20 protein-coding genes are annotated in these 15,849 nt (G+C 70.6%); 13 read left to right on the forward strand and 7 right to left on the reverse strand.

Annotated elements, in window-relative coordinates; genetic code table 11:
- Window positions 1–559 precede the first annotated feature (559 nt).
- The 7 genes from E1300_RS04050 to E1300_RS04075 all read left to right on the forward strand — a co-directional run bounded on the left by E1300_RS04050 (window position 560) and on the right by E1300_RS04075 (window position 5,694).
- Entirely contained in the window at window positions 560–1,489 is a 930-nt protein-coding gene (locus E1300_RS04050; RefSeq protein WP_131755506.1) for an isocitrate lyase/PEP mutase family protein, read from the forward strand.
- Between the two features lie 52 nt (window positions 1,490–1,541).
- Window positions 1,542–2,552: a bile acid:sodium symporter family protein gene (locus tag E1300_RS04055; RefSeq protein ID WP_131755507.1), complete on the forward strand. Its 1,011-nt coding sequence runs from the start codon at window positions 1,542–1,544 to the stop codon at window positions 2,550–2,552.
- 20 nt (window positions 2,553–2,572) lie between these two features.
- Window positions 2,573–2,893: a hypothetical protein gene (locus tag E1300_RS04060; protein WP_131755508.1), complete on the forward strand. Its 321-nt coding sequence runs from the start codon at window positions 2,573–2,575 to the stop codon at window positions 2,891–2,893.
- Window positions 2,894–3,088: 195 nt separating this feature from the next.
- On the forward strand, window positions 3,089–3,211 hold the full coding sequence (locus tag E1300_RS53305) for a hypothetical protein (RefSeq protein WP_278045339.1): 123 nt from the start codon (window positions 3,089–3,091) through the stop codon (window positions 3,209–3,211).
- On the forward strand, window positions 3,211–3,918 hold the full coding sequence (locus tag E1300_RS04065; RefSeq protein WP_131755509.1) for a peptidoglycan-binding protein: 708 nt from the start codon (window positions 3,211–3,213) through the stop codon (window positions 3,916–3,918). The genes E1300_RS53305 and E1300_RS04065 overlap by 1 nt, the downstream gene beginning before the upstream one ends.
- Before the next feature lie 51 nt (window positions 3,919–3,969).
- Window positions 3,970–4,593 (forward strand): hypothetical protein, encoded by a 624-nt coding sequence (locus E1300_RS04070; RefSeq protein ID WP_131755510.1) that lies wholly within the window; start codon window positions 3,970–3,972, stop codon window positions 4,591–4,593.
- A gap of 84 nt (window positions 4,594–4,677) precedes the next feature.
- Window positions 4,678–5,694, forward strand: a complete 1,017-nt coding sequence (locus E1300_RS04075; protein ID WP_131755511.1) for a methyltransferase — start codon at window positions 4,678–4,680, stop codon at window positions 5,692–5,694.
- 10 nt (window positions 5,695–5,704) lie between these two features.
- Here the strand turns inward: E1300_RS04075 and E1300_RS04080 are convergent, their stop codons facing one another.
- From E1300_RS04080 to E1300_RS04090, 3 genes are all read right to left on the reverse strand, one after another.
- Window positions 5,705–6,772, reverse strand: a complete 1,068-nt coding sequence (locus E1300_RS04080) for a TolB family protein (protein WP_131755512.1) — start codon at window positions 6,770–6,772, stop codon at window positions 5,705–5,707.
- Entirely contained in the window at window positions 6,769–7,305 is a 537-nt protein-coding gene (locus E1300_RS04085; protein ID WP_131755513.1) for an RNA polymerase sigma factor, read from the reverse strand. Before E1300_RS04085 ends, E1300_RS04080 begins: the two co-directional genes overlap by 4 nt.
- A 147-nt stretch (window positions 7,306–7,452) precedes the next feature.
- Window positions 7,453–8,016 carry a CGNR zinc finger domain-containing protein gene (locus tag E1300_RS04090; protein WP_131755514.1) on the reverse strand — a complete coding sequence of 188 codons (564 nt, stop codon included), beginning with the start codon at window positions 8,014–8,016 and terminating at the stop codon, window positions 7,453–7,455.
- 73 nt (window positions 8,017–8,089) lie between these two features.
- Between E1300_RS04090 and E1300_RS04095 the strand changes: the two genes are divergently transcribed.
- Window positions 8,090–9,256 carry an epoxide hydrolase family protein gene (locus E1300_RS04095; RefSeq protein ID WP_131755515.1) on the forward strand — a complete coding sequence of 389 codons (1,167 nt, stop codon included), beginning with the start codon at window positions 8,090–8,092 and terminating at the stop codon, window positions 9,254–9,256.
- 95 nt (window positions 9,257–9,351) lie between these two features.
- On the opposite strand, the gene E1300_RS04100 is transcribed toward E1300_RS04095, so the two are convergent.
- Window positions 9,352–9,663 (reverse strand): 4a-hydroxytetrahydrobiopterin dehydratase, encoded by a 312-nt coding sequence (locus E1300_RS04100; RefSeq protein ID WP_242618929.1) that lies wholly within the window; start codon window positions 9,661–9,663, stop codon window positions 9,352–9,354.
- A gap of 307 nt (window positions 9,664–9,970) precedes the next feature.
- A complete protein-coding gene (locus E1300_RS04105; protein ID WP_207399471.1) occupies window positions 9,971–10,324 on the reverse strand; it encodes a 4a-hydroxytetrahydrobiopterin dehydratase in 354 nt (117 codons plus the stop codon).
- A 119-nt stretch (window positions 10,325–10,443) separates the two neighbouring features.
- On the opposite strand from E1300_RS04105, the gene E1300_RS04110 reads away from it, so the two are divergent.
- The 4 genes from E1300_RS04110 to E1300_RS04125 all read left to right on the forward strand — a co-directional run bounded on the left by E1300_RS04110 (window position 10,444) and on the right by E1300_RS04125 (window position 12,791).
- Window positions 10,444–11,679 carry a helix-turn-helix domain-containing protein gene (locus E1300_RS04110; RefSeq protein WP_131755516.1) on the forward strand — a complete coding sequence of 412 codons (1,236 nt, stop codon included), beginning with the start codon at window positions 10,444–10,446 and terminating at the stop codon, window positions 11,677–11,679.
- Between the two features lie 132 nt (window positions 11,680–11,811).
- Entirely contained in the window at window positions 11,812–12,138 is a 327-nt protein-coding gene (locus tag E1300_RS04115) for a hypothetical protein (protein ID WP_131755517.1), read from the forward strand.
- Complete coding sequence (locus tag E1300_RS04120; protein WP_131755518.1) at window positions 12,135–12,485, forward strand: hypothetical protein; 351 nt, start codon at window positions 12,135–12,137, stop codon at window positions 12,483–12,485. Before E1300_RS04115 ends, E1300_RS04120 begins: the two co-directional genes overlap by 4 nt.
- 3 nt (window positions 12,486–12,488) lie before the next feature.
- Window positions 12,489–12,791, forward strand: a complete 303-nt coding sequence (locus E1300_RS04125; RefSeq protein WP_131755519.1) for a hypothetical protein — start codon at window positions 12,489–12,491, stop codon at window positions 12,789–12,791.
- Between the two features lie 52 nt (window positions 12,792–12,843).
- Here the strand turns inward: E1300_RS04125 and E1300_RS04130 are convergent, their stop codons facing one another.
- Window positions 12,844–14,370, reverse strand: a complete 1,527-nt coding sequence (locus tag E1300_RS04130) for an alkaline phosphatase D family protein (RefSeq protein WP_131755520.1) — start codon at window positions 14,368–14,370, stop codon at window positions 12,844–12,846.
- 272 nt (window positions 14,371–14,642) lie between these two features.
- Between E1300_RS04130 and E1300_RS04135 the strand changes: the two genes are divergently transcribed.
- Complete coding sequence (locus tag E1300_RS04135; RefSeq protein ID WP_131755521.1) at window positions 14,643–15,068, forward strand: cupin domain-containing protein; 426 nt, start codon at window positions 14,643–14,645, stop codon at window positions 15,066–15,068.
- Here E1300_RS04135 and E1300_RS04140 read toward each other — a convergent pair.
- Window positions 15,065–15,778 (reverse strand): TetR/AcrR family transcriptional regulator, encoded by a 714-nt coding sequence (locus E1300_RS04140; RefSeq protein ID WP_131755522.1) that lies wholly within the window; start codon window positions 15,776–15,778, stop codon window positions 15,065–15,067. The two genes, E1300_RS04135 and E1300_RS04140, sit on opposite strands and share 4 nt — an antisense overlap.
- Between the last annotated feature and the right edge of the window lie 71 nt (window positions 15,779–15,849).

Here is a 15,849-nt window from a genome sequence, read left to right on the forward strand (position 1 = left end):
GAATCCGGTTCGAGCGGTGAGAGCGGAAGAATCGGTACTTCACTCGCAATTGGCCGAACCGCTCGTCCCGTGCCACTCCGGGACGCGGAGCTTCCGCATGCGACGCGACTGTGGGCGGGCCTTGATGTTCGCCGGTAATTGTTGCTCGCCGCCTACCGGACGATGCCTCGCCTTTGATCTCGATGGCGCCCGATACCGGATGGCCCGGCTGTTACGGGTCGACCGCAGCAGCGAACACGGAGCGTCACATCGCCCGTGTGGACGGGGCTTCGCGCGCCTCGACCGGCTCCGCGCGACTTTCGCCGATCGCGGTTATAAATCCCCATTCAGCGTGCATAGCGGACCGGCTGTGTCCAATTTTACGCTGGCCATACCCTGTCCTTACTCGCTCTATGCACCATGGATGAGTAACTATTTGTGACGCGGAATCGAGACAATTCTGCGGTCGGGTTCTAGAAGCGGCATTCCCGGCGACCCGACCGGGATCCGGGATGCCCTCCATCACGCGAGAGCAGAGGAGTGATACGTGAATTACGGAGACGAGCTACGACGCGAGATCATGACGAATGGTGTGACCCCGCTGATCGGGGTCTTCGACATGTTCTCCGCCTCCGTCGCCGCGCAGCACTACGACGGCCTCTTCGTTTCCGGCTTCGGGTTCGCGGCCTCGTACTACGGCCTGCCCGACATCGGCTTCATCGCCTGGCCGGACATGGTGGCGTTCGTGCAGCGGCTGCGGCTCGCCTTCCCGGCCCAGCACCTGCTGGTCGACATCGACGACGGCTATGTCGACCCGGAGGTCGCCTGCCACGTCGTCGAGCAGCTGGAGATGATCGGCGCGTCCGGCGTGATCCTGGAGGACCAGCAGCGGCCGCGCCGCTGCGGGCACGTCGAGGGCAAGCGGATCCTCCCGCTTCAGGAGTACCTGGACAAGCTGGAGATGGTGCTCAACACCCGGCGCGACCTGGTCGTGGTCGCGCGCACCGACGCCACCGACGAGGAGGAGATCCTGATCCGCGCGCGGGCGCTGGCGGAGACCGACGCCGACGTCATCCTCGTGGACGGTGTCCGCAGCGTCGAGTGGATCCACCGGGTCCGAGCGGTGATCGGCGACAAGCCGCTGTTGTTCAACCAGATCGCCGGGGGCAAGTCGCCCCGCATCTCGCTGCCCGAGCTCGCCGACCTCGGCGTCAACGTGGCCATCTACAGCACGCCGTGCCTGTTCGCGGCGCAGAGCGCCATGGACGAGGCGCTGCTGCGGCTCAAGGGCGACGACGGGCGGCTGCCCGAGGTCACCGCCGGCGCCGTCGGCGTGAAGGAGTCGCTCGCGCTGCTGGAGCGCAACATCAGCCGGAACCACGCGAAGCCGGTCGCCGTCCGGCCGGCGCGCATGGAACCGGCCGACCCGGAACCGGCCTGCTCGGAACCGGTCGACCCGGAGCCGGGCGTCGCCTCGCAGGACAAGGAGCTCGCGGGCGCCCCGGTGTGACACCGCCTGGGATCGATGACGGCAAGGCACGTTGTAAGGAGCACAGGACGAGATGCGCGTTGTCACCGCGGCGCTGACGCGGCTGCACATCGATCCCTACATCGCGGCGATTCTCTGTTCGGTGGGAATCGCCGCGATGATCCCCGCCCGCGGCCCGGCCGCGACCGCCCTGGACCATGCCGGCACGGTCGCGATCACCGTGCTGTTCTTCCTCTACGGCGCCCGCCTCTCCACCGCCGAGGCCCTGCGCGGGCTGCGGCACTGGCGCCTGCACACCGCCATCACGTCCGTCACCTTCCTGGTGTTCCCGGCGCTGGCGGTCGCGTGCGCGCTGCTCGTCCCCGAGATCCTCGACGAGCCGCTCTACGCCGGTGTCGTGTTTCTGTGCGTGCTGCCGTCGACGGTCCAGTCGTCCATCACGCTCACCTCGATGGCCCGCGGCAACGAGGCGGGCGCGATCTGCAGCGCCTCCCTGTCCAACCTGCTCGGCGTCCTGCTCACCCCCCTGCTGGCCGCCGCGCTGATCGAGGCCGGGCACGGCGGCGGGTTCTCGCTCGACGCCCTCGGCGACATCGCCGTCCGGCTCCTGCTGCCGTTCCTCGCCGGGCAGCTCGTCCAGCGCTGGATCGGCGACCGGGTGCGGGCCCGCCGCGGGCTGCTGTCGCGCTACGACCGCGGCGTCATCCTCCTGGTCGTCTACACGGCCTTCAGCAAGGGCGTCGTCGCTGGCGTCTGGGACGGCCTCGCGCCCGCCACCCTCGGCGTTCTGGCGCTGGTCATCGCGCTGCTGCTGGCCGTCGCCCTCGCCATCGCCGAACTGATCGCGCGGGCCGCCGGCTTCTCCGGCGAGGACCGCGTCGCCATCCTGTTCTGCGGCTCGCAGAAGAGCCTCGCGAGCGGCCTCCCCATGGCGGCCGTCCTGTTCGCCGACGCCACCGTCAGCACCACCGTCCTCCCGCTCATGCTCTACCACCAGATGCAGCTGCTGGTCTGCTCGTGGCTGGCCCAGCGCTTCGCCACGCGCCCGGCGCCCGTACCGGACGCCGCCACCGCCGCCGCCTGAACATCCCCCGGAGAACACCCATGCGTACTGTCGCCACGACCCTTCTGACCGCGGCGGCCGCCACCGCCCTCCTCGCGGCGGCGCCGTCCCCGGCGTCCGCCGACGCGAAGGCCATCGACGTCCACGCGTTCAACTTCACCAACAGCGGTGAGGACGCCGGCAACGACAGCTGGCTGGAGATCGACCGCTCCTTCAACCTCGCCAAGGGCGACGGCAGCCCCGGAAGCGACGTCATCAACGAGGTGAGCGGCGCGTCCACCGCGATGTCCCCGGGCTCGGCCAGCGGCGCGCTGACCGGCTCGTCCACCACCCTGACACCCGGCGAATCGGACGACGAATAGCCAACCGGACGCCCACCGCCGGGCTTTGCCGTCACTTGGGTCACTCGTGGCGTCGTCCAAAGGCAAAACCGGTGAAGAGAGGGGGGACTCATTACGTTCGGTCGGTGACCGCCCACGCAGAGAGACGGTCACAGTCGACGGTCCGGAGGCGCAGTGACCCCCCAGACGAGACAAGACGCCAACGAACTCACCCGTATGGACGCGGTGGACGCGCACCCCGACGTCCACCGCGCCACCGAGTCCGACGAGGAGCAGGTCCTCGAAGAGCTGTACGGCGCTCCCGATTCCGACGGGTACTTCCGCGGGGAGGATGCCTGATGAGCGCCGCGCGGATGCTCTCCGAGGCCCGCAAGTGCATCGGGATGTCGGGCCGGCCGAACCGGATCACCCGCGAGTACGCGTCCCGGCACGGCGACGAGTTCCTCGAAGCCTCCTGGTGCGACATGGCCGTCACCTATTGGGCCCGGCACAGCGGCAACGCGGCCACGGTCCTCCCGGCCGGCGACCGCGCCTACACCCCCTGGCACGCCGAGGACTTCCGCAAGATCGGACGATGGCACGCCGGCACCACGGCCCAGCTCAGAGCGGCCAGACCGGGCGACATCGTCTTCTTCGACTGGGACGCCACGAACCGGATCGACGCCATCGACCACGTCGGCATCGTCGAGAAGGTCCTCAGCGGCGCCCGGGTGCAGACCATCGAGGCCAACACCGGCGACGCCTGCCGCCGCCGCGTCCGCGACGCGTCGGTGATCGCCGGATACGGACGTCCCGCCTACGGCGGCGGCGACTGGACGGAGGAGATCGTGAGGAAACTACCCCAGCTCGGCAAGGGCGACTCGGGCGAGCACGTCGAGAGCGTGCAGGGCCTGCTCATGGCCCGCAGCCACCCGGAGGTCACCATGAACGGCCGCTTCGACGCCACCACCGAGGCCGCCGTGAAGGCCGTCCAGAAATGGGGCGGCGTCACCGCGGACGGCGTCGTCGGCCCGAAGACCTGGCCGATCCTTCTCCGCGTCCACTGAGCCCCGCGAGGCTTGCCGCGCACGTGAGCCCTGCCCTACGGTGCGTTCGCCATGGAGTACTGGCTGCTGTTCCTGCCTGACCGACCGGTCGAGTGGGCGATCTGGATCCCCGTCCTCGCCGCCCTGGCCTGGTGGGCGTACCGCGAGGTGCCGCGGCTGCTGTTCGTCCTGTTCCTCGCGCGCCGCATGGCCCGCGAGAACGGCTGGTCACTGCGGTTCCACCGCCGCTGGTGGTGGAACCGCGGCGAACGGCCGCGTGACGGCGCCGCGCGCTGGGACGACGGTCCGCTCCCCGACACCCACATCGAACTGCTCGGTGAGTACCGGGGGCACGTCTTCCACGCGCGCCAGCGGCGGGTCAAGGTGTCGCCCCGGCGCGTCTGGCGCTACGACCACGTCGTCACCCTCGCCATGACCGCGCCGCCCGCCGCGTCCGGCGAAGACCTCAGGCTCGCCTGCTACCCCGCCTTCATGGCGTGGGAACGCGACCGGTTCGAGGTCATCGACGTCCTCCAGCCGGGCGGCCTGGACGGTCTCCGCCGCGGCGACGACCTCGTGTCCGTGGAGAAGTACGACGGCAGGCTCTCGCGCGGCCTGCTCCTGAAGTACCTGGACGCGCTCGCCGACGCGGCCGGCCGTCCAGCCGACCTACCGCAGCCGGACCGTTCACCCTGACTCCGCGGGTTTCCGGGTCTGGCGGGCGGACGGACGGCGATGTTCCATGGAGACCGTCGGCCCTCCGCCGGAAGGGAGACCGCGATGCACACCGAGAACGGCACGGCCGCTGAGGCGGCGTCCGCCCTCATCGACCAGGCGCTCGACTTCGTCTTCCCCGCCGCACTCCGCGCGACCGCCCTCCTGGGCCTGGCCGACCACCTCGCGGACGGCCCGCTCCCCGTCGCCGACCTCGCCGCGCGGTCCGACGTGCACGAGGGCAACCTCCTCCGCATGCTCCGCGTCCTCGCCACCCGCGGCGTCGTCGAGGAGCTCGACGACGGCCGCTTCCGCCTCACAGACCTCGGGCAGCCCCTCCGCTCGGACGCCGAACCGCCCGCCGGGCCCGCGATCCTGATGATCACCGACCGGTCGCTGTGGGCGCCCGCCGGCGAGCTCGACCGCTGCGTCCGGCGCGGCGGCCCGATCTTCGACGACCTCTTCGGCATGCCGATCTTCGAGTACATCGGCAAGGAGGAGCGCACCGCGACCGCGTTCCACAACGGCATGGCCGCCTTCTCCGACCAGGAGAACGGGCCGATCGCCGCCGCCTACGACTTCCCGGAGACCGGCACGGTCGTGGACGTCGGCGGCGGCCAGGGCGGCCTGCTCCTGGAGGTCCTGCGCCGCCGCCCCGGCCTGCGCGGCGTCCTCCTGGACGAACCGCACGTGGTGCCCGGCCACCGCCTGGACACCGAGGAGACCGCGGGCCGCTGGGAGGTCGTCCCCGGCGACTTCTTCACCGAGGTCCCTTTCGGCGACGTCCACATGGTGAAGCGCATCCTGCACGACTGGGACGACGAGCGGTGTGTCCAGATCCTGCGGAACTGCCGCCGCGCCCTCGCTCCCGGCGGCCGCGTCCTCGTCTTCGACGCGGTCGTCCCGCGCGGCAACGAGCCCCACCAGGCCAAGGCCCTGGACGTCCTGCTCATGGCGGCCTTCACCGGCAGAGAACGCACCCAGGCCGAATTCGAGCACCTCTTCACCGCGGCCGACCTGCGCCTGACGAACATCGTCCCCACAGGAACGGTCGTCTCAATCCTGGAAGCCCACCCCGCCTGACCGGCGCCCGTCACCAGATGCCGGTCGTACCGTCGTTGCGCACACGCTTGGACTCCACCTTCGTGCCCCGGACGCGGTAGAAGCGGTCACCGATCGCGAACACGACGTCGTCGGTCCCGGCGCCGGCGATCATCGGGACGTTCGCCGGACCGGCGCCCAGGGACACCTGGTGCGTGACGGCCAGGGAGGTCAGCGAGTACCACACGATCCGCCGCTCCCCGCCCGTGGAGACGATCGCCACCAGATGCCCGCCGTCCGGTGTGATCTGGCCGATCTCGAAGCTGGACCCGGCAGGCCCGAGCGAGATGGGAGTCCTCGCGCCCGTGGCGAGGTCGAAGAGGTTCATCTGCCATCCGTCCCACCCGTCCGCGGCGAGCCGGAAGGTGAGCCGGCGGCCGTCGGGCGCCCACCGAAGGTCCTCGGCCTGCGCCCCCCGGGGCAGGCCGACCTCGTGCCGGACGCCCGTCGCGACGTCCACGACGGTGATGTGCCCTTGGGGCTTCCCGGCGCCGCAGCCCACGGTGGAGTACGCGAGCCTGCCGCCCCCCGGCGCCGCGGCGAGCTGGTCCGGGCCGTCGCCCTGCCTTCCCGGGACGGTCGCGGAGGGCAGCGCGGTCAGCCCCTCCGGCGTCCCGTTCCCACGGAGCGTCAGCCGGTAGAAGTACGTCCGGCAGGCCCTGGCGTCGGCGGTGGTGAGGAGGAACGTCCGGTTGTCCCCGGTACCGGCGGCGTCGATGAAGCCGGAGGAGCCCGCGGGCGCGGGGACGCGCCCGACGATCCGGTCGGTGGAGACCTCGCTGATCGTCAGCTCCTTCCCGCCCGTGGGCCAGGCGCCGTCCACGACGTACCGGGCGCCGACGTAGGACGCGAGGGACATCTCAGGCTCACCGCGTTGATGCGGCACGGCGAACACGGCGGCCACCGCCGCGGCGGCCGCGGTGACGGCGGCGCACGCCGGAATCACCCAGCGGCGCCGCGAACGGGCGGGCGCGGCGAGGGGACGGAGGCCGTCGCGGTCGACGGTGCCGGCGCCGTCCCGCAGCGCGGCGCGGACGAGATCGTCGGTCAAGCGGGTCATCGTTCCTCCTGGTAGCGCTCGCCGAGCGCGTTCAGCCCGCGGGCCACGGTCGACTTCACCGTGCCGCGGCGCACGCCCATGGCGGCGGCGATCTCGGCCTCCGACAGGTCGAGGTAGTAGCGCAGGACGATCGCCTCGCGCTGCCTCGGCGGCAGCTTGAGCAGGGCCTGCAGCACGCGGCGCCGGTCGTCCGCGATCAGCACGTCGTTCTCCGCGGACCACACGGGGTCGGGCGCCTGGACGAGCCTGCTCATCAGGGCCCTGCGGCGCAGCAGCGTCCGGCACGCGTTGAGCACGGACGCGCGGGCGTAGGCGAGGAGCTCATCGGGGACGTCCGGCACCGCCCGGCGGCGCCGGTGCAGGCGGGCGTAGACGTCCTGCACCACGTCCTCGGCGCCCGCCCGGTCGCCCAGCATCAGCAGAGCGAGCCGGACGAGCGCCAGATGATGGACGCGGAACAGTTCCGCCACGCCGTCACCGGGCGTCCCGGCGTCCCGGGCGACCGCGGCGGTCGGACTTCGGTCGAACGTCATGCACTGACAACCACCGAACGCCCCAAAGGTTGCTTCGCCCCCGGAACTTCCCGACCGGAAGGGGGACATCGGTGGTGCGGCGGCGAGTCGAGGCACCCCGCCAACTCACGGAAGACGGTCTCGTGGAAGCCCACCCCGCCTAACGGGTCACCCGGACTTCTCACGCTGCTTGGCGTTGAACCGCGCCTTCTTCTGCCGATTCCCGCACGTGTTCATGTCGCACCATTTGCGGGTGCGGCTCTGGCTCGTGTCGAAGAAGGCGGCCCGGCAGGTCGGTGATGCGCACAGGGCCAGCCGCCCGTCCCGCTCACCCGCGATGATGCTGACCGCATCGGCGGCGATCACGCCAAGGGCATCCTCCACGCGAGCCGAGCCGAGCCGCCATTCCCGCTTGCCCTCGGACGTCAGGACCGCCGCCGCCCGTCCGTCAACACTGCGGTCATTGATGACCTGAATAGCAGAAACGGGAAGAGGCTCCTGGACCGCCGCCGCCGTCGCGGCAGCGTGAATCGACTCCCTCAACTCCCGAGCGAGGTCGAGCTGGGCAGCCGTGCAGGAGTCCACGGCCAGACCGCTCACCGCCAGCCAGTCGACGAGCCGCTGCGGCGTCGGAATGCGCTCCACAGAGTCGCCGCACCGCTCCGTCAGGGTCGCCGTGAAGCTCGTTGCCAGCACGCTACCCAGGCGGAACTCAGGGAACCCGGCACGCATGGAACCACCTTAGCCGGTTGCACCTGCCCGCGGACACCTGTTAGAACCGTCTTAGCCGGTTCTAGGAGGTTCCATGTCCCCGCACGACGTGCAGGCGTTCAAAGCCCGCGCGACCGACGCCGACCTCGACGATCTGCGCGCCCGCCTGGCCGCCGCCCGGCTGCCGGAGCCCGAGACGGTGGACCGCACCGCGTCCGGCCGCCGCCGATGGGACCAGGGCGTCCCCCTCACCGACCTCGCCGATCTCGTGCACTACTGGCGCACCGGATACGACTGGCGGTCACTCGAAGAGCGCCTCGACCAACTCGGCCAGTTCCGCACGACCATCGACGGCCTGGGCATCCACTTCCTGCACCGCCGATCCACACGCCCGGACGCCACCCCTCTCGTCCTGACCCACGGCTGGCCAGGCAGCATCGTCGAATTCGTCGACGTCATCGACGAACTATCGGACCCGAAAGACACGGACGCGCCGGCGTTCCACGTCGTGGTCCCCTCACTGCCGGGCTTCGGCTACAGCGACAAGCCGTCCGCCACCGGCTGGGGAACCGAGAAAATCGCGTCCGCATGGGTGGAACTGATGGAAAGGCTCGGCTACAGCGAGTTCGTCGCCCACGGCGGAGACTGGGGAGGCGTCATCACCACGGTCCTCGGCGGCAGATTCCCCGAGCACGTCCTCGGCATCCACTCGACCTTCGCGCAGGCACCGCCCGGACTGACAACGGACGGCCTGACAACGGCCGAGCGCGAATGGACCGAGCAGACCCGCGACTTCTGGCACAACCGCGCGGCCTACGCAAAGCAACAGGCGACCCGCCCACAGACCATCGGCTACTCCCTCGTCGACTCACCCGTAGGCCTTCTCGCCTGGATCCTCGACAAGTTCGCCGAATGGTCGGACACCGAAGAAACCCCGTTCGAGACGATCTCCAGAGACCGCGTCCTCGACAACGTCACCCTCTACTGGCTGACCCGAACCGGCGCCTCAGCAGCCCGCATCTACTACGAAAGCCACAACTCCCTCGACCCCGACCTCCGAGTCGACGTCCCCTCAGCGATCACCATGTACCCCCGCGACATCGAGAAGTACCCCCGCCCCTGGGCACAAGAGCGCTACCGCCAAATCGTCCACTGGAAAACCCCCGAACGCGGAGGCCACTTCCCCTCCCTAGAAGTCCCCGAGTACTTCCTAAAAGACCTACAAAAGGGCCTGAAGGCAGTACTAGCCGCCACGCGCTAAACACGGCCAACCACCACACGACAATCCGTACGTGAGCCACCGACACTTCGGCCGGTCGGTGTTGAGCCGCCGCGTAGTGAACCATCAGGCGCAGGTCAGACCGGCTCCGCGCCATGCCCCGCGGCGATCGAGTCGATGTGCGCGGCCAACTCGAAGTCCTTGGCCGTGAGCCGGTGTCCGGCGTCATGTGTGGTGATCTCGAACCGAATCCGCTGCCACGTGATGTGGATGTCCGGGTGATGCCCGACCTCGCGGGCCTTCGCCGCGACGTACATCGCCAGGTGCACCGTCTCGTGGTAGGTGTGGGCGAACGTCCGGGTGATCGCGTTCCCGTCGCGTTCCCATCCGGGAAGGGACGCGAGGCGCTCGGCGATCTGCCGGTCCGTCAAAGGCTCGGGAATGGGCACGGCAACCTCCCGCAATCAGGCGATGGACGCGATGATCCCAGCGAGCTCGCGTCCCGCCGAGTTGTGGGCCCAGGCCGCCGCGCGCGCAGGCAGCGCGCCCAACTCCTCGCGAAGGCGCTCGGACCCCGTCTCACCACACGCCGCGACAGCCCGCCCCGCGATCTCGACAACTCTCTCGGCCAAGGATCACAGGCCCCAGCCAACGCTGCGGCGAACGCCTTCAGCGCCTCGACGCGTTCCATGGGAGTCGCGGTTCGGCGATGCCGTCGTCACGACGGCACAGCCAGGCCTGGCCGCTGTCGGGTGGTCATCCGGTCTGGTCGTCCGGTACCGACTTCGCGCCGTGGCGCGTGGCTATCTCGTTGATCCGTTCGGCTGTCTTGAAGTCGAGTTCCGTGACCACGTCGCCGGCAGTGTGCGTGGTCATCGAGAAGCGCAGCCGGTCCCAACGGATGTCGATGTCGGGGCGGTGTTCCAGCTCGATGGCGGCGACGGCGACCTCGGAGACGATCCGCATCGCCACGTCGTACTCCACGGCGAAGACCCGATAGATCGACGTGGTGTCTCCTGACCACCCGGTTCGGGCGAGCCGCTCGGTGACCTGCTCGGCGGTGAGGGGCGTCCGCAGACTCACGTCAATCCTCCCAAGGTGGACGAGCATCTCCACGAGCTGGGCGCCTGCGCAGTGGCCAGCGGAAGACCCGATCCGCATGCTCCTGTAAAAGGCACACGCCCCACGCCTAGCCTGGGAGTGTCGAGTTTTCCGGGAGGTTCCGGCCTATGCGTGACCGTAGCATCGATCCCGCTGATCCAGGCCTGTCCGTCGGGCAGCGCATCCAGTACTACCGGGAGCGACGTGGGATGCCTCGGGACGTTCTGGGCGGCCTGATCGGCAGGAACGGACGATGGATCAAAGCCGTCGAGCGCGGCGAGATCGGCCAGCCCAAGCTTCCCACCCTCCTGAGCATTGCCGAGGCGCTGAGGCTCCGCGACGTCGCCACGCTCACCGGCGGCAAGCCGGTCCCCATGAGCATGTTCCGCGGACCCGGTCATCCCGCGCTGTCGACCGTCCGGGCTGCGATCAACACGGTCGCCGTGTCGACGGCCGACGCGCCTCCGCCGCTGAGGCACCTTCAGGCCCGGCTGGACGCGGCCTGGCGGGCTCGGCACGCGGCACCCGATCACCGGACGGTCCTCGGTTCGCTGCTGCCCGAGCTGATCCGCGACGCCAAGCGCGCGTCCCGTGCCCTGGAGGGAGCCGACCGGCGTCGAGCCTTGGCCATTCTCTCGGAGGTCTACTCTCTCACCCAGTTCTATGCGGCCTACCAGCCGGATTCCGGGCTGCTCTGGCGGATCGCCGAGCGGTCCATCATGGCGGCTGAGGAGTCAGAGGATCCGCGCGCGTTCGGCGGCGCGGTGTGGCTGCTCACCGAAGCGCACCGCGACGCCGGAGACTTCGACGCCGCCGAGACGGTGAACCGGCAGGGACTCGACGCTCTTCGCCCGCATATGGACAACGCCGGAGCCGAGCTGCGCGCGATGTGGGGCGCACTGCACGTGAGTGCCGGATACACCGCAGCGCGGTCTGGGCAGCGTGGTGTGGCGTGGGGGTGGTGGGAGGAGGCCGACCGCATCGCTCGCGGCCTGCCCGCCGACCACTACGACCCGATGACGTCGTTCTCACGGATCATCATGGGCGCCCATGCCGTCACGTTCGCCGTCGAGTTGAGGCAGGGCGGCGAAGCCCGCAAGCAGGCGCGCAAGGTGGAGCAGGCCGCCATCCCGTCACAGCCGCGGCGAGGCCGGCATCTCATCGAGGTCGCGCGCGCGTGGCAGCTCGCCGGGGACCGGACCGAGGCGCTCGGCAGCCTCGTCACGGCGTACACCGTGGCGCCCGAAACGATCCGCTGGAACGGGTATGCGCGCCGCATGACGACGGAGATGGCGCAGGACGGCCCACCGTCGATCCGGCACGGTGCCCGGGACCTCGCTGATCGGATCGGGCTGCTGGTCTGATGACGTGGGGACAGGAATCCTGTCTCTGCGTGTGTGCCGCCGGGCTGACCCTGTGTCCTACGACACAGAAGCGGCCCCGGCCGGCGCGGGAACGCCGGGGATCCGGGGCCTGACCGGAAACGAGGTCCGGCTATGCGACAGCGTACGGGTGATCAGGATCGTCCTGCCGAGTCGGTCGCGCGATCGTCGATCACGCCGAGCGGCGGTGCTCAGGTGCCGGTGTTGTATGCGTGGGACGTTGATGGGCCGCGCGGTGGCGAATGCGGGGTCACCGACGATCGGGATCGGGCTATCTCGCGCGTCACTCGCGGGTTGCGGGACGCCGGGTCCGGTACGTCCGGCAGGGTTCGGAAGGTCGTCGCGTCGGCGAGCGGGTCGGTCGAGTACCTCGAGCTCGATCGGGTCGGTGAGGCCCGCCGGGACGAGGGCACCGGCGCCGTGGTCTGGACGGGCGGATGAGGGACACCGACTACCTGCTCCGTCTCGCCCGCGTCCTCGCCGCCGCCGGGTGGACGTGCCGCCCACGGATCGCGAGCACTCCGCCGCTGGTGATCGTGGCTGCGTCCGAGAAGGCCACGGTCGGGGAGAGCATCCGCGTCAAGGCCGGGGTCGGGGGCGTGCCGTGGTTCGTCACCTCGACCGGGCACCCGCTCGCGCCGTGCCACGACCTGCTTGAGGCGTGTGCCGCCGTCATCGGGTGGATGGAGTCGCTCACCGAGGCGGCCTGCCACGCGATGGTGTCCGCAGCGGTTCCCGTCGAGCCGCGGGGGTTGGTCGCTCGCGTCCGCGATCTCACGAGGAGGTGAACCATGGCCATGGACGGGCGTCGGGACGCTGGCCGTCAGGGGTATGGGCCCGATGATGCTCTGTATGCCGCCCTTCGGCGCGGTGCGCCGCAGATGGGTGTGAAGCGCATCGACCGGCCAGCTTGTGGAAGCGCCGTGTTCATCACCTACCAGGACCGTCCGGCGGTTCACGTGGGGTGGGACGTCAAGTGTGACGCGTACGCGTGGCAGGACGGCCCCGACGCTGGCACGCAGATCAGCCGGGATCCCGAGGATGCGGCCGAGTTGATCGCGCACTCTTTCGGTGCCGTTTACTCGCGGGCGTAGGGGTTGGGCGGCGCGGTTTGTTGTGGGCCGCGCCGCCCTTGTTCGGGGTGCCTCAGTGCTTTGGGGTTAGGGGTTGGGTGTGGAGGGTTTTGCCGTTCAGGTCGTGGAGGTGGACGGTCAGGACGGACGTGTGCGCGTCGATCTCTACTTCGCCGAAGAACTGCGAGCCCTCAAGGGGGGACGTGTTCGCGTGCGGGGGTGCGGCGACGAACTTGGCCGTCGGGCCGAAGGTGCCGTCGAGGGTGTTGGGGCCGAAGGCGCCGGCGTTGAGGGGGCCGGAGACGAACTCCCAGAAGGGGTCGAAGTCGGTGAAGGACGCCTTGGACGGGTCGTAGTAGTGGGCGGCCGCGTAGTGGACGTCGGCGGTGAGCCAGACGGTGTTGCGGACGCGGTGGTGCTTGAGGAAGGAGAGGAGGTCGGCGATCTCGCGTTCGCGGCCGAGGGGGGCGCCGTTGTCGCCCTGGGAGGCGGATTCCTGGGCGGTGCCGTCGGGGACGACGAGGCCGAGGGGGAGGTCGGCGGCGATGACCTTCCAGGTGGCCTTGGAGGCGCGGAGCTCGCGCTTGAGCCAGGCGGCCTGCTCGGAGCCGAGGAGGCCGTCCTTCTGGGTGGGGGACGTGCCGGCGTCGTTCGGCGACTTGTAGGTGCGCATGTCGAGCATGAACACGTCGAGCAGCGGGCCGTAGGCGATCTTGCGGTAGAGGCGGCCGGAGCGGGCGGTGCGGACGGGCGTGTACTCGGACATCGCGCGGCGGGCGCGGGCGGCGAGGACGTCGACGCGCTTCTCGGTGTACTGGGGGAGGTCGAGGATCTCGCCCGGGTACCAGTTGTTGAGGGTCTCGTGGTCGTCCCACTGGTAGAGCATCGGGACGTTCGCGTTGAACGCGCGGAGGTTGGCGTCCTGGAGGTTGTAGCGGAACTGGCCGCGGTACTCGGGGAGCGTCTCGGCGACCTTGGACTTCTCGGCGGTGACGAGGTTGCGCCAGGTGCGGCCGTCGGGGAGCTGGACGGTCTCGGTGAGGGGGCCGTCGGAGTAGACGAGGTCGCCGCTGCACAGGAAGAAGTCGGGGTCGACGGCGTTCATCGCGCGGAAGATGCGGTAGCCGCCGACGTCGGGGTTGATGCCCCAGCCCTGGCCCGCGAGGTCGCCGGACCAGACGAAGCGGATGTCGCGGCGGGTGCGGGGCGCGGTGCGGAACCGTCCGGCGGCGGGCGCGGACGTGAGGCGGCGGTCGAGGTCGGTGAGGCGGACGCGGTAGTGGATCTCCTCGCCGGGCGGCAGGCCGTTCAGGAACGCCTTGCCGGTGAGGTCGGTGTCCGGGGTGAGGACCGGGCCGAGGACGGTGCGGGCGCCGCGGAAGTCGGGGCGGCGGCTGAGGTCGACCAGCATCCGGGACGGGCGGTCGGCGCGGGCCCAGACGACGGCCTCGCGGGCGGTCACGTCGCCGCTCTGGACGCCGTGGGTGAGGCTCGGGCGGCCCGTCCGGACGAGGGCGGACGCCTGCCCGCCCGTGAGCAGGGTCAGTGCGGCGCCGCCGCCCGCGGTGAGCCCACCGCGCAGAACGCTCCGACGGTCCATCGACGTCTCCGTTTCCCTAGGGTGATCCGTGCCGCATGCTGCACCGTTACGGCGGATCATCGGGTGGACGGGCGGTGAACAACGCCGATCGACTTGACAACGCTCGGTGACGGAGTGTCTCCTAGAGCCCATGTCAGCGCGTGTCTCCTCCGACAGCCCCGTGGCGCTCCGCCGCGTGGCCAGCGCGCTGTGTCCTTCGTGTCGCCGCTAGTTCCCCTTTCCCCGGGTGAAGCGTCCCCGGATACCGGCCGACACGAAATGGACCTCTGGACATGGTTCCCGATCTGACGATGCGCGGGCAGGACGACCCGCACGGCCGTGCGACGATCGCGCGGCAGCCCACGGTGGGGCAGCTCGCCGCCCGCCTCGGCGAGCTGGCCGCGCGGCCCGCCGGGTGGTGGCGGCTGGTCGGCTTCGACGCCGTCCCCGTGAAGATCCTGCTGGACGAGCTGGACGGCGTCCGGGTGTGGCTGACGACCTGGCCGCCCGGGCACCGGACGCGGGTCCACGACCACACCGGGACCGCGGTGAGCACGCTGATCGCGGGGGAGCTCGCCGAGGTGGTGATCGCGAGCGACGGGGTGACCGAGCGGCCGCTGCGCGCGAACCGGGTCCGGGTGCACGGGAGCCGCACGCACGCGTTCAGCAATCCCGGTCCGGCGTTCGCGGTGAGCCTGCACGCCGACCTGGCGTCCTAGTCGGTGTCGGTGAGGTAGGGGGCGGCGGCCTCGCGTCCGATCAGCGGGAGCAGCGCGAAGTAGGTCAGGGACGGCAGGAGCGACGGCAGCCGCTCCGCCTCGCCCGTTTCGAGCTGGATGTAGATCGCGGTGTGGATGCCGCCGACGATCGCGTCGACGACGGGCACCGGGACCGGCGGCAGGCCGTAGGCGGGGTCGGTGAAGAAGGCGCGGAAGCGGGCGAGGGTGCCGATGCTCGCGTGCCGGACGCGGGGGCCCGCCGCGTTCACCTCCACGAGGGACGCGCGCGCGAAGCGGGGTTCGCGGGCGAGGATCGCCAGCAGCGCGCGGAGCGCCGCGCGGATGCCCTCCGGCCAGGACGGCGCGGCCGCGTAGACCTCCAGCATCCGGCCGAGGAGGATGTCGATGCCGCGCTCGTAGGCGGCGAGGAAGCAGGCGTCCAGGTCCGCGAAGTGCGCGTAGAAGGTCTTCTTCGTGACGCCGGCGGCCTCGGTGACCCGGCCGATCGTGGTGTGCGCGAAGCCGCGCTCGGAGACGACCTGGACGAAGGCGTCGATGAGCCGTTCCCGCTGGATGTCCGCGACGGCCTCGGGGGAGAGGCCGTGCCGTCCCGGTTTGATGGCGCGGCCGGGGTCCAGCGCCGAGCGCGAGCCGGGGAGGAGCATGTCCTGGCCGCTGTTCTCGGGCGTGCCGGGCTGGCGTGGCGTCACGAGCTCGCGGTTCCCTCGCTTCCGGTCCGCCCGCGCCGGGACGGGGTGGTCACCTGCCGTCGGGGACAGAC

The sequence above is a fragment of the Actinomadura fibrosa genome (genome assembly GCF_900659615.1).
Taxonomy (GTDB): domain Bacteria; phylum Actinomycetota; class Actinomycetes; order Streptosporangiales; family Streptosporangiaceae; genus Spirillospora; species Spirillospora fibrosa.